Origin of the sequence: Crocinitomix algicola (assembly GCF_001661595.2) — a bacterium.
GTDB classification, from domain to species: Bacteria; Bacteroidota; Bacteroidia; order Flavobacteriales_D; family Crocinitomicaceae; genus Crocinitomix; species Crocinitomix algicola.
In genome coordinates, this window is the sequence record NZ_LYPF02000001.1 from 128,365 (window position 1) to 142,204 (window position 13,840).

13 protein-coding genes are annotated in these 13,840 nt (G+C 35.5%); 6 read left to right on the forward strand and 7 right to left on the reverse strand.

The features are described from left to right. Positions 1–67: 67 nt before the first annotated feature. From A8143_RS00555 to A8143_RS00575, 5 genes are all read right to left on the reverse strand, one after another. On the reverse strand, positions 68–1,537 hold the full coding sequence (locus tag A8143_RS00555; RefSeq protein WP_070136950.1) for a TrkH family potassium uptake protein: 1,470 nt from the start codon (positions 1,535–1,537) through the stop codon (positions 68–70). Continuing rightward, positions 1,537–2,877 carry a Trk system potassium transporter TrkA gene (gene trkA, locus A8143_RS00560; RefSeq protein WP_070136952.1) on the reverse strand — a complete coding sequence of 447 codons (1,341 nt, stop codon included), beginning with the start codon at positions 2,875–2,877 and terminating at the stop codon, positions 1,537–1,539. Before trkA ends, A8143_RS00555 begins: the two co-directional genes overlap by 1 nt. A gap of 48 nt (positions 2,878–2,925) precedes the next feature. Continuing rightward, the gene (locus tag A8143_RS00565; protein WP_070136954.1) at positions 2,926–3,186 is read right to left on the reverse strand and encodes a DUF4907 domain-containing protein; all 261 of its coding nucleotides are present in this window, start codon (positions 3,184–3,186) and stop codon (positions 2,926–2,928) included. Between the two features lie 80 nt (positions 3,187–3,266). Continuing rightward, a complete protein-coding gene (locus tag A8143_RS00570; RefSeq protein ID WP_070136956.1) occupies positions 3,267–4,481 on the reverse strand; it encodes a kelch repeat-containing protein in 1,215 nt (404 codons plus the stop codon). Beyond that, positions 4,478–5,704 carry a T9SS type A sorting domain-containing protein gene (locus A8143_RS00575; RefSeq protein ID WP_083261157.1) on the reverse strand — a complete coding sequence of 409 codons (1,227 nt, stop codon included), beginning with the start codon at positions 5,702–5,704 and terminating at the stop codon, positions 4,478–4,480. Before A8143_RS00575 ends, A8143_RS00570 begins: the two co-directional genes overlap by 4 nt. Positions 5,705–5,890: 186 nt before the next feature. On the opposite strand from A8143_RS00575, the gene A8143_RS00580 reads away from it, so the two are divergent. Then, positions 5,891–7,348 (forward strand): aminoacyl-histidine dipeptidase, encoded by a 1,458-nt coding sequence (locus tag A8143_RS00580; RefSeq protein WP_317040023.1) that lies wholly within the window; start codon positions 5,891–5,893, stop codon positions 7,346–7,348. 4 nt (positions 7,349–7,352) lie between these two features. Next, positions 7,353–7,727: a hypothetical protein gene (locus tag A8143_RS00585; protein WP_070136962.1), complete on the forward strand. Its 375-nt coding sequence runs from the start codon at positions 7,353–7,355 to the stop codon at positions 7,725–7,727. Here A8143_RS00585 and A8143_RS00590 read toward each other — a convergent pair. Further along, positions 7,724–9,634, reverse strand: coding sequence for a RecQ family ATP-dependent DNA helicase (locus tag A8143_RS00590; RefSeq protein ID WP_317040026.1), 1,911 nt, complete (start codon positions 9,632–9,634; stop codon positions 7,724–7,726). The two genes, A8143_RS00585 and A8143_RS00590, sit on opposite strands and share 4 nt — an antisense overlap. Positions 9,635–9,832: 198 nt before the next feature. On the opposite strand from A8143_RS00590, the gene A8143_RS00595 reads away from it, so the two are divergent. From A8143_RS00595 to miaA, 4 genes are read left to right on the forward strand one after another with little or no spacing between them, the layout of a single operon-like run. Continuing rightward, entirely contained in the window at positions 9,833–10,903 is a 1,071-nt protein-coding gene (locus tag A8143_RS00595) for a branched-chain amino acid aminotransferase (RefSeq protein ID WP_070136966.1), read from the forward strand. 20 nt (positions 10,904–10,923) lie between these two features. Further along, positions 10,924–11,715, forward strand: coding sequence for a shikimate dehydrogenase family protein (locus A8143_RS00600; protein WP_245676446.1), 792 nt, complete (start codon positions 10,924–10,926; stop codon positions 11,713–11,715). After that, positions 11,702–12,280: a hypothetical protein gene (locus tag A8143_RS00605; RefSeq protein ID WP_070136968.1), complete on the forward strand. Its 579-nt coding sequence runs from the start codon at positions 11,702–11,704 to the stop codon at positions 12,278–12,280. The genes A8143_RS00600 and A8143_RS00605 overlap by 14 nt, the downstream gene beginning before the upstream one ends. Further along, entirely contained in the window at positions 12,280–13,203 is a 924-nt protein-coding gene (gene miaA, locus A8143_RS00610) for a tRNA (adenosine(37)-N6)-dimethylallyltransferase MiaA (protein WP_217494766.1), read from the forward strand. The genes A8143_RS00605 and miaA overlap by 1 nt, the downstream gene beginning before the upstream one ends. Here the strand turns inward: miaA and A8143_RS00615 are convergent. Further along, the gene (locus tag A8143_RS00615; protein ID WP_070136972.1) at positions 13,192–13,716 is read right to left on the reverse strand and encodes a hypothetical protein; all 525 of its coding nucleotides are present in this window, start codon (positions 13,714–13,716) and stop codon (positions 13,192–13,194) included. The two genes, miaA and A8143_RS00615, sit on opposite strands and share 12 nt — an antisense overlap. Positions 13,717–13,840 lie beyond the last annotated feature (124 nt).

Consider the following 13,840-nt stretch of genomic DNA (forward strand, 5'->3'; position numbering starts at 1 on the left):
ATATATGAATTTACTCGTCAACTATAAGCTTTAAAAATTAAATGATATTGCGTTCCTAAATTATTGATTAATTTCTTCTCCAGTAATATGGCGTAAAAAGTAAAGCAACAGTAAAGAGTTCTAATCTACCAAATAACATTAAAAATGACAATAACCATTTCCCACCTGGACTAATACTCGAAAACGTATGTGAAGGACCTACTTCTGATATACCGGGTCCAACGTTTCCAAGCGATGTAGCAACGGATGAAATCGCGACTTCAAAATTAGCACCTAAAGCTGTCATAATAATTGAACCTATTACAAAAACCGAAAGGTATAAGAAAATAAAAGCTAAAAGATTGAAAATGATGTGACTGGGAACGGTTTGTTTGTTCAGGTATACTGGGATTACTGCATTGGGATGCAATCGCTTTTTAAACTCTAGTATTCCGTTTTTCATAAGAATTACTACTCTAACAATCTTTATTCCTCCTGAAGTTGATCCCGCGGATGCACCAGAAAAGAGCAAAAGAAAAAATATAAAGGTGGCCAATGATCCCCATTCAGTGAAATCTGCAGATGCATAGCCCGTTGTAGTTATAGTTGATACAACCTGAAAAATTGTTTCTCTAAAAGCAGTAATTAAACTGACTTCTCCCGTATTATAATACACCACCGGCGTCAGAATGATGACTAATAAAAGTACGGCTCCGCTGTACCATTTGAACTCGTCGTTGTGCCAAAATCTTGAAAATTTACCTTTAAATCCGAAATACAGCAGGGTGAAGTTTGTACCCGCTAAAAACATGAAAATTACAATTACGGCTTCAATTAAAGGCGAATTAAATGCTTCAATACTGCCTTGTTTAGTAGAAAACCCTCCAGTAGAATTGGTTGTTAACGCGTGATTAATTGAATCGAAAAAATCCATTCCACAAAACAAGAGTATAATAGTTTGAATAATGGTTAAAAACAGATAAATAACCCAGAGACGTTTCGCAGTTTCCTTAATTCTTGGGTGTATCTTATCCTTAGTTGGTCCAGGTGCTTCTGCAACGAATAATTCCATACCACCAATGCCCAGTAGAGGTAGAATAGCAATTGTCAGTACAATTATCCCCATTCCACCTATCCATTGCGTCATACTCCGCCAGAAAAGTATACCATGAGGTAGTTCCTCAATATTATCCAAAACTGTTGCTCCGGTTGTTGAAAGTCCGGACATGGTCTCGAAAAAAGCTCCAGAAATATCAGGGATGCTGCCACTTAACAAATAGGGGAGTGTTCCGAATATTGCCATAGAAATCCACCCTCCTGTAACAATTAAGTAACCATCACGTTTTTTTATCTCTGCGTCTTTACTTTTCCGTGTTACTATTTTGAGTACACTACCCGCAATAAGTGTAATGAGCGAGCTAGAAAGTATTGGGATAAGGTCTTTTTCTCCGTAATAAACTGAAAATAGGGCAGGAGGAAGCATTAATACTCCCATAATTAAAACAAGACTGCCAATGACATTCAGTGTAACACTCGAATTTATTAACGGTCTAGGCATTATTGGAAATACTTTTCAATTAAATGAATTGATTCGGTCAGAGAAAAAACCACTGCTTGATCTCCTTCTTTTAGTTGGAATGATCCAAAAGGAATAAAACCTACCTCTTCACGAATTACACCTGCAATATTCGCTGTTTTTGGGAAATTTAGTCGGTTAATAGGTTTTTTCGTAACCTTTGAACCGGGTTTAACTATAAACTCAATGATTTCAGCGTCTACACCGTGCAAATTAGCAATTGCTGTTACATTTCCTTTTCTAACGTACTTAAAAATGTTTCCAGCGGCAATGATTTTTTTATTGATTAGTGTATCAATACCAATGTTTTGTGACAAATGTATATAATCAATGTTCTCAACGCGCGCTATTGTTTTCTTCACTTTGTGATTGGTGGCCACAAGAGAGGACATGATATTTGATTCCGAATCTGCGGTTACGGCAATAAAGGCATCCATATCACCAAGTCCCTCCGATTCTAATCCAGTTACATTTCTACCATCAAGGTTAATAACTAATGTACTTTTTAATGTGCCTGCGAGTTCTTCACATCGTTCGCGGTTTTTTTCAACCAAGGTTACATTATAATCTTCTTCTAAAAGCTTGGCAGTGTGATAACCTATACTACTTCCGCCAAGAATCATAATGTTTTTTATTTCAAAACATTCTTGACCACAAATTTCAATTATTTGATCTATTGATTCTGGATTTGATATAAAGTAAACAATATCATTTGCTCGAATAACTGTATGGGCATTTACGATGATCGTTTCTTCTTTTCTGTGGATGGCAATTGGTTTAAACGCCAACTCTGGATTGAGATAAGCACTGTCTTGAATCGATAAATCAACCAATTTTGATTTTTGATGAATGGAAATACCAAATACCGTTAACTTCCCTCCTTCAAATTCATGGTCATCAGTAAAAACAGAACGTTTAATGAGTCTCCTTATTTCTTCCGAAGCGAGTTGAACAGGCGCAATTAATTCGTCTATTCCCAAAGACTCCATAATTGCCGCATTTTCTGGAATCTTTAGTTCCAAATTATTAATACGTGCAATGGTTCGTTTTGCCCCATATCGTTTACCCAAAATCGAAACCAATAAATTGGTCTCCTCAGAAGAAGTAACTGCAATTAATAAATCACAGGATTCTATTTTTGCTTCTCTCAGTATTGAAATTGACTTAGCATCTCCCTTAATCGTAAAAATATCAAGGTTTGACTGTATTTCATTTAATCGATCTTGATTCTTGTCAATCAGATAGATATCTTGATGTTCACTAGCCATCATCTTGGCGAGATGGAATCCTACAGCTCCTGCTCCGGTTATAATTATCTTCATTACTTACGAAATAACAGTACAAATATATTCAATTCCTTTAACGTAAAATTAATATTCTGATAAATCCTTTAGCACTCCAAGGCTATCTAATTCATTTATAGTTATGGTGGGAGGAATGAAACCTTTGTTAATTTTAGTCAAAACGAAATGCCCGACAATATTTGCCTCTTTTTCACTTTTAAATCCATTTTTTCCTGAAATGGCAGGAATGTGAGGTTGATGAATGAATAGTTGGTTTTCACGAAGAATATTATAGCCCCAACTTTGATCATCATTTTCAAAGGTTTCCATATTATAGTTGGATTCCATTTTAATATGATTGTCGGAGGAACCAGAGTCAGTGCAAGAGAGTAATAGTAGAAAGTTGAGGCTTAAAAGTAAAAGTCGCATCAGTTAAACAGTATTTTGGTAAGGTATTCGGAGTTTGGTTCAGAACTGTCTTTAATTCGAATTATAAATAAACCAACTAAATCAGATTTTTTTCGTTCAATTCGAATTGTGTTTAAATCATTTTTCGAAAATATGAATGAGCTGGTCACCTCTTTGCCATTTATATCAAATACTGAAAAGTTAAATTGCTTTATTGGATTATTCAGTTTTATAAAACAATATTGCAAAGTTGGATTCGGGTAAACCTCTATTGCTCCGATACCAGAATACTTCTCGCTACTTAATGGGTTGGGTATATATTCGTAGAAATCGTCATGGTATTCACCGTCATAACCGAGACCAGCGAATATTCGACCATCCACCACTTCGGCAGAAGCCTGTGTTCTTTGACCACCGATAAAATCAGCCCGCTGCGTCCAAATATCCCCGAAATAATTATATTCCCACACATCATCTAAGTATGCCGACGCCGTTTCTCCCATCATTATGTAAGCTCTAGGAAAATTACCACATCCAACAGCTCCTAGACGAGGAACCCCAGGAAGTGAGGCTTTTTTCGTCCATTCATCGGTAACTGGAAAATATTCCCAAAAATCGTTGTAATAATTATCTTCACCTCTTCCTGTTCCAACATAGCCTTTACCCCCCATTGTAAATCCAACAGCTTCTTTTCTAGGTCCTTCAGGTAGCGGGCTAATTGAGTGCCACGAATTGGATAAAATATTATATGCGTAAAAATCATTTTTCAAACCATCAACAGTGTTACCTGTTCCAATATAAGCTACGGAATCAATAGCAAAAGCAACAGCGCCATTTCTTGCTTCTCCAATAAAATCAGCCATTTGTGTCCACGATTCTGTTTCAGGATTGTATTGCCATAAATCTTTCATGTAGGGAAGAGTACCTGATCCTAGTCCAATATAACCAAAGCCTAAGGCGCTGAATCCAATAGCGCTGTTTCTAGCTAACCCCAATCCTGTTGGACCACCTAACGCAACTTCATCGTCCCAATCATCTTGATCTAAATCGTAAGAATACATTTTTCGTTTGTTTTCTTCGATATTCACACCTGCAGTAACAAACATTTCATCGTCTAACTCAAAACTAGCAGCGGCTGCACGAGCTGGACCATTCACTGAGTCTCGTTGTTCCCAATAGTCCTGGGCAATAATTGATAAAGGGATTAAGAATAAAATCAAGAATAATTTTCTCATTCTACAACAATTTTTTTAATAAAAGTCTTTGTAGTGTTCTGTTGTGTGACGGCTAAAATTAATGTGCCAGGCGGTAAGTCTGTTCTGCTTAATTTATAAAAGGAGTTCGAGGTAGTGGTTTCAAATAATAAAGTTCCAGATAGCGTAAAAAGTTGAATTGTTTTTTTTCCGTATAACTCTTTCAAATCAATTTGCATTGCTGTTGTAAAAGGATTTGGATAACAATTTAGTTTGTTTACCTCAATATTAAAAACTGAAAGGGGACCTTTTGGAATGTATTGATAAAATGATTGTTTTTTTCCATCTGATTCTTTTCCAAGGCCTGCGTAACCTTTGTCACCAATGGAAAATGCTATGCCATTAGTTCTTGGGCCACCTGGGAACGGCGCGCGTAAAGTCCAAGTCGCACTATTGACATCATATTCCCATAGTTCATCTTTATAGCCACCATCTGTTCCAAAAACAATAAAGCCTTTGTTTCCTATTGAAAAACTACTTGGTTTTGCTCTTTCCGATCCTGGAAAATCGGGTAATGGTTCCCAAGCATTGGAAATTGGATCATAAAGATGGATGTCTTTCCTGAAAACATCATGATCAGTTCCAAATCCAACATAGGCTTTGTCATGAATCGTAAAGCTTGTCAATTGGTATCGTTCTCCACCTGAAAAAGATGTCTTTTCATGCCAAACATCGGTTTCTGGGTCGTATTGCCATAGTTCCGATATGTATGCGTTAGAGCCAATTTTCCCACAGGCAACATATCCCTTTTCTAAAAGACTAAATCCTGTGCCATGATATAACCCTGTATCACCGCCACCGGGGTAATCAGCTATTCCTTCCCACACATTTAATATTGGATCATATTTCCAAAAATCTTTAAGTTTTACTCCCAGTTCGGAGTCATCGTGTGAAAAACCGGTGCCTACATACCCCATACCCGAAGCAGCAAAAGCAACAGCGTCTCTTCTCGGTGATCCCGGAATTGAAGCTTTTTGTGTCCAAGTGTCGGCTTCAGGATCATATGCCCATAAGTCATTATGTGTTTGCTCTGCAGTATCAATTCCGCAACCTACATAACCAAACTCTTCAATGGAAAAAGCAACCGCCTTCTCTCTCTTTAATCCGCCGAACGAACTTTTTTTATTCCACGTATTTTCTTGACCAAAACTGGCGAACGCGCCAAGTATTGAGATTATTAATATAATTTGAATAGTTTTCATCATATAAAAATACTAGACTCTGAAAATTCTATAATCCTAGTCTTACCAAAGGTAGGAATTGAATTAGAATTAATTAGAAAAACTTGACGATTTTCTTAACGTGAATTTGTGAGAATTGGTTGAAAAATCTAAATATCCCAAAGTCGTTTTAATGAAGTTGAATGATTAACTTAGCTAAAAAAAATGAATATGGCTGTACGAAATTTAGAACCAAGAATTATCTGGAATCATTTTGAAGACTTGAATGAAGTTCCAAGACCTTCGAAAAAAGAAGACCGTGTAATTGAGTTTATGTTAGATTTTGGTAATGAATTGGGGTTAAAAACATTAAAAGATGATATTGGAAATGTGGTTATAAAAAAGCCTGCTACTAAGGGTTTTGAGGATAAAAAAACGGTTATTCTACAGTCACATTTAGACATGGTTCATCAAAAAAATAATGCCACCATATTCGATTTTGAAAAAGAAGGTATTCGCTCATTTATTGACAATGAATGGGTTAAGGCCGATGGTACCACCTTAGGAGCTGATAATGGAATGGGAGTGGCAGCAGCGATGGCAATTTTATCCTCTAATGATATTGAACATCCTGCAATTGAAGCATTATTCACAATTGATGAAGAAACAGGTATGACAGGAGCTAAAGAACTGGATGGTCAAATGCTTTCTGGAGATATTTTATTGAATTTAGATACAGAAGATGATGATGAGTTTTCAGTTGGTTGTGCCGGTGGAATTGACACAAATACTAAATACTTATACAAAACTGAGGAGGTGCCTTCTGGAGCGATTGGTATAAGAATTAGTGTGAATGGTCTAAAAGGCGGTCATTCCGGTATGGATATTCACTTAGGAAGAGGTAATGCGAATTTATGGATGAACCGATTGGTTTTTGAGTTAAACAAACAGTTTGATTTAAGAATAGTTGAATTAGAAGGAGGTAGCTTAAGAAATGCAATTCCTCGTGAAAGCGAAGGCGTTTTTGCTTTGCTAGAAGGAAGTTATAGTGATTTAACCAAGTCTTTTTCTGTCATCAAAGAGGCTATTTTAGCAGAGTTTTCAGTGGTAGAAGAAAAAGCCGATATTACGTTAGAGACGATTGACTCAGTTAAGAAAGAAATGGTTAGTGTAGAAGATCAGAAAAAAATATTATCCTCGATATACACGAATCCTAATGGAGTTTGGAAAATGAGTGAAAAAATGGAAGGAATAGTGGAGACGTCATCTTCTTTGGCTAAAGTCATTGTTAGAAATGGAGAGTTTGTAACACAATCCCTTCAACGAAGCATGATAGAAAGTGGTAAAGAAGATATTGCGAATGCGTTAAAAACAAATTATGAGGCGATCGGAGCGGAGGTTATACAGAGTGGGGATTATCCTGGGTGGGCTCCAAATCCGAATTCACCAATTCTCGAAGTTTTGCTAAAAAAGTATCGTGAAATGTTTGATGATGAACCTCGAGTTCAGGCTTGTCATGCAGGACTTGAATGCGGTATTTTGAGTAAACATTTACCGGGTTGTGATATGATTTCTTTTGGACCAACTATTAAAAACCCTCATTCGCCTGACGAAATGGTCAATATAAAATCGGTGCAAAAGTTTTGGAGCTTTCTGTTAGAGGTCTTGAAGAATATTCCGAATAAATAGAAGCATGAGACTTATATTTGGATTTTACTTTTTGCTTGGTGCTTTATTTAGCTGTGCTCCAGGAAATTTAAAACATCAAAGATTCGTCGTGAATAACACGTCTGAAGATACATTGGTGGTTCGAAACGGTGATATTATGAATGCCATCGATACTATTTTTCCTGCTGCTTCCCGTTTAATTTATGAATATGAAGTCTTGGATACCAAACAAGAGTATGAATCGTGTAAATGGCAAGGGGATATGCTCTCAATTGAAACTAAAAATGGAGAATTAATAAATCGGTCGGTTATTATTGAAAGCAATTGGACTTATACAATGTCTGGTGATAAAGAGCGTACGCAAAAATGTAGTTTCGTAGTGACTGATGATGATTTTTAAGATCGGTTGACTCGAATCATTTTTCCAGTTTGATCCAGGTGTATTTCATTATGGTCTGCTAAATTTCTCAAAGCATGGAGAACATCCTCTTCTTTATACGCATTTAAAGCTGCTAGAACAGTAGTAATGGGCGTATATTCTTCTTTCTTTGCGATTACGGTTAAGATTTTCTTTAATTGTGAGTTTAAAATCTTAAAGTCCGTTTTTAAGTGATTAATACAACTATTGCATCTAAAGCAATTTTCTTCATTCTTTTCTCCAAAATAGTTCAGAAGAAAATTGTTTTTACATGACGTTGTTTCCAAAAAATCTATGACAGCTTCAATCTGTTGCTTGGCTATATCTTTTCGGTCTTTATAGATGGAAGGGGGAATCGAAAAGTTGGAGTCGAGTAAACGTTCTGTAATATATGTAATTGTAGGTTTTTCAGATCTAGGAATAAAATCTACAACTTCATGTTGATGTAAGAACTGAAGTTTAGAATGAATAGTTTGAAGACTCAGCCCAGTTGCTTTTTTTAATTTAAACTCATTTAATCTGGCGTAATCTTCATAAACACTCATTTCAGTTCGAAGAATGAATTGAATAATTTTATGTAAATCTTTATCTTTTACTTGAAAATTATAAAGATCATGATTATTCCCCAAAACTTTTAAGCGACTGGGCTGCTTGTAATTTTCGGATAAAAAAATGAACCCACATAGCTCTAAAAATTTTAAAGCATTATACACCAATAGGAGGTTGAACTTATATTTATTAGCGAATTCGGCTAAATCAATTGGATAAACCTCGTTTAATCCTGCTCCAATAGCGATTTGAAAATGATTTCCCAGCGCATTGTACACTTGTTTAATAAAAGGAATTGGAGGGTATTTTGTCGCTACACTTTCTTCCAGTAGTTGAAGATCTTTTTCGTTATAATAGAGATTAGAAACCGCTTCATTTCCATCTCTTCCAGCTCTACCAGCTTCTTGGAAATAGGCTTCTATGGAATGCGGGGCATCATGATGTAGTACAAATCTAACATCTGGCTTGTCTATGCCCATTCCAAATGCGTTTGTGGAAACGATAACCCTAATTTTATTAGAGAACCAAGCTGCTTGTTTTCTTTTTCGTTCATCGTATTCAAGCCCAGCATGATAAAAATCAACTGAAAAACCCTTTTCATGAAGTTTAAGCGCTAATTCTTTCACTTTTCGACGTGTACTACAATAAATAATTCCTGAACCTTCATTGCAACGCAGGAAATGTTCGATTCTGTTCAATTTATTTGAAGTTAAACAACTATTGTAGGTTAAATTTGGACGTCTAAAAGATTGCCGAATAACGTTGTTCGATTTAAATTGCAGTTTTTCTTGAATATCGTTTACTACATCCTGAGTGGCAGTAGCGGTTAATGCTAAAAAAGTTACGTTCGGTTTAATTTTTCTAAGAGCAGCTATTTCTAAGTAAGGGGGTCTGAAATCATATCCCCATTGCGAAATACAATGGGCTTCGTCAACAGCTATTAAATTGACATTCATTTTTTCAAATCGCGCTTTGAATAATCTCGTTTTTAATCGTTCAGGAGAAACATATAAAAATTTAGTTTGTCCGTAAATAGCGTTGTCTAAAGCAATGTCAATTTGTTTTTTTGACATGCTGGAATTAACAGCTACTGCATTTACCCCTCGAGATTTTAACTGTCTTACTTGGTCCTCCATTAATGCAATCAATGGAGAAATAACAATGCATATCCCTTCGAGCATAATTCCTGGTACTTGGTAACAAATTGATTTCCCACCGCCAGTAGGGAGTAAGGCTAGGGTGTCCTTTTTTTCTAAAACCGCTGAAACAATATCTTTTTGACCCGCTCTAAATTCAGCGTATCCCCAATATTGATTTAATATGTCTATCGGATTCTTCAGTGTATTGAAATTTTAATAAACGAAATTAAGAATTCTATTCCAATGTATAATTCGAGATTGGACGTTGTCAGTATAAATTTGTCAAAAAGCTTGAACTGGAGGTGTTAATAATTCTAAAGGATTGAGATTATACCATTAGGCTTGGATTAGAATCAATAAATAATGCCTATCTTTGCACTAAATTAAAAATGGACAAATATGGCTACAGATACCGTAAATATTAAGATTACTAAAGTTGAAAAGTCCAAAATTGATCAAGTTGATTTTGACAACTTGCCTTTTGGGAAATTCTTTTCAGATCATATGTTTGAAATGGATTATGTGGATGGTAAATGGCAAGAACCAACAATTGTTCCGTTTGGTAATTTAAGTCTTCATCCAGCAACTTCAGCAATTCATTACGGTCAATCTATTTTTGAAGGAATGAAAGCACAAAAGGGTGCTGATGGACAAGTATTAGTTTTTAGGCCTGACATGAACGCTAAACGATTCAACGAGTCAGCTAAAAGAATGTCGATGCAACCCGTACCTGAAGAAATTTTTCTAGAAGGTCTAAAACAATTATTAGATATTGATCGTGAATGGATTTCAGATAAAGAGGGACTATCACTTTATATTCGTCCCTTTATGTTTGCTACTGATGATTATGTAGGTATTCGACCTTCAGAAAAGTATAAATTTTTGATTATTACATCACCTGTTGGAGCGTACTATTCAGAGCCGGTTAGAGTTAAAATTGAAACTAAATATACACGAGCTGCTGAAGGTGGTGTAGGACAAGCGAAAACGGCTGGTAATTATGCGGCATCGCTTTATCCGGCTGCATTAGCGCAGAAAGAAGGGTATCGCCAATTAATTTGGACCGACGCTAAAACTCATACGTATATTGAAGAGGCTGGTACAATGAATATCATTTTTGTTATTGATAATAAAGTGATTACTCCAGCGGAATCGACAGACACAATTCTTAAAGGGATTACTAAACGAAGTGTCCTAGAAATTGCTCAAGATTGGGGGTATGAGATAGAGGAACGAAAAGTGACAGTGGAAGAGGTTATTTCTGCAATTAAAGAAGGTCGTTTACAAGATGCCTTTGGTGCAGGAACGGCTGCTACAATTGCGCATATTAGCGCTATCGGTTATGATGGTGTTGACTATGAGTTGCCAGCAATTGAAACAAGGGAGCTTTCAAATAAGATTAAAGACTATATCACTGAATATAAAACTGGAAAATTAGAAGATAAATTTAATTGGTTAATGAAATTTTAACGAATTACATAGTAAATGGAATGAAAGGGGAGAATTTATTTTTCCCTTTTTTTATGATTGAAAATAAAACTGATGATGGTATGAAGTATGGTTTGATTGGGAAAGATATAGGGTATTCATTTTCAAAAGAGTATTTTGAAAAAAAATTCAAAACACTTGGAATTGATGCTACGTATGAAAATATTTCTTTGAATAACATAGCTGAATGCACGTCAATATTTGAAAATGATTTTAACGGTATTAATGTTACTATTCCTTACAAAGAGAAAATTATTCCATTTTTGGACGAATTAAGTCCTGAAGCGGCAACGGTTGGGGCCGTAAATACGGTGAAGATAAAAGGAGGAGTGAAGTACGGGTATAATACTGATGTATATGGTTTTAGACAGGCAATTAAACCATTTTTTAAATCCCATCATGAGCGAGCGATGATATTAGGAACGGGAGGTGCTGCGAAAGCAGTGAATTATGTTTTAGAAAATTTAGGGGTGAATGTTATTCAAATTTCACGAACTAAAAGAGATTCTAAAACCTTTGGCTACGAAGATATTAATGAAAACATGATGAGTTTTAATGGAATTATCGTGAATACCAGTCCTGTAGGAACTTATCCTAACGTTGAAGATTTTCCCCTAATACCCTATGAATATTTTACCGAAAAACATTTGGCCATCGATTTAACCTATAATCCTTTAGAAACCTTATTTTTGAAAAAAGCAAAAGCGAAAGGTGCATGGACCATGAATGGTTTAACAATGCTTCATCAACAAGCAGAAGAAGCATGGAAAATTTGGAACAATGATGAGATTTAGTTTTATTTTTTTAGTAATTGGGTTAATTGGATGTGCAGAGGAAAAGCGACAAAATTTTACCACATTAAGTGATGATGGTACAATTGTAATATCTGATGAATCAATTGAAATCCTAGAAGATATTCAGGCAGATTATGATCGGTGTAAAAAAAATGAAACGGATGATCAAGAATGCAATCAATTTACGGCAGAAGCTTTGTGTAGGTTTTATGAAGTTGATGATTTTAGATCGAACGATGATTATGTTTCATATCGTGATATAAAAGACATTGTAACATTGAACGGTGGGACATGGAAGGCAATAGGTTTGGCGACAGAGCAAGAAAACCTGGTTCAGGCGCAAGATTATGCAAATGACGCTAAGCCAACAATAGCATTTGACCCTACCAAGTCAAATCATGTGGCTATAATATTGCCAGGAGAAATGAAAACATCAGGGTCGTGGGGAATGAAGGTTCCCAATTCGGCTAGCTTTTTTGTTCACAAAGCCGATTCTTACATTAATAAAGGTTTAAGTTATTCATTTACATCTCCTGAAGGAATAATTCTATATGCTAAAAAATAGTGAATAATTCGTACAACCTTATAACTATTCTTGGTCCAACAGCAAGCGGTAAAACGCACTTAGCTTGTCAACTTGCCTCAAAAATTGGAGGGGAAATTATCAGTGCTGATTCTCGCCAAATATATAAGGAGATGGATATTGGGACAGGTAAAGACCTTGAAGAGTACGTAATTGAAGGTGTCAATATTCCAGTTCATCTTATTGACATAAAACCACCTGGCTATAAATATAACATTGCAGAGTATCATAATGATTTTCAATTGGCATTTAATGAAATAAGAGGTAGGAATAATGTTCCAATAATATGTGGAGGTAGTGGTTTATATATTGATACGGCACTTTATGGTAATTCTTTTTTAGGAATTCCAACCGATGAAAGTCTATGGGCAAGTTTGAAGATGGTATCGACACAGGAGCTCGATAAACAGTTTTCCGCATTGCCAAAAGAAATTAAATCTCAATTAAGTGGTAATACAATTCCTCGAAAAATTAGAGCAATAGAAATTTATAATTTTCTCAAAAATAATCCGACTTGGCAGCCCCTGAAAACATCCAAAATAAAACCGATAATTTTTGGTGTTAATATTGATCGAGACTTGAGAAGAGACAAAATTACCAAACGCTTAAAAAAAAGGTTGGAAGAAGGCTTGGTTGAAGAGGTTCAATTTCTCTTAGAAAAGTACTTAACCTATGAAGATTTGGAGTATTATGGACTTGAATATAAATGGGTGGGGAGCTATTTAAAAGAGGAAATCACGCGAAAAGAACTTTTTGAAAGACTTGAAATTGCCATTCATCAGTTTGCGAAAAGACAGATGACATGGTTTAGAAGAATGGAAAAGAAAGGGGCAACTATTCATTGGCTAGATGCCTCACTTCCTACTCATCAAAAACTAAATTTCATAAAACAATTAGCGTTTTGATTTTTTTAATCCTCCAATCGTATATTTTAATGTGAACGCGGACGAAGTGTTAAACAGAAGGTTTTGATTTTGATGATTCGAATAACCGATGGTTGGTTTAATATCGTAGGATAAAATTAACGGCACACCATGTTTATTGAAATCATATTCTAATCCGAACTGCAATCCAAGACCTAACCGATTTACAGAGGTTTTATTCAGGTAAGAATCATCGTAACGATGAAAGCCATTTATGCCGGCACCTAGGTACCAATTTAATCCTCCTTTGATGTTCCAAACATGCTGATAGTATATTGAACTTTGAAATTGAAATATTTGACTGTTGTTGCCGATAGAGGCACCTCCATTTAAACTAAACGATAACCTACTTCGAGGCGATAGACCCAATTGATAATTAAGAGAAGGTGCCCAACGGTTGTAATGCTCGAACTGTAATCCTAAGCTATGCTTATAAACCTGCGCATTAGAAAATGTGCTAATACTTAAAACTAGAATAAACAATATTTTTTTCATCTGAATTTAATTTAATTTATTCGAGTACGTATCAAGAATTCAATCTACTACAATTGTAAGAGGCATTTAGGATTTTTTAAGGTTTACCAGATCCCATTTAATGAACGGTCCATGGCAGAATTTT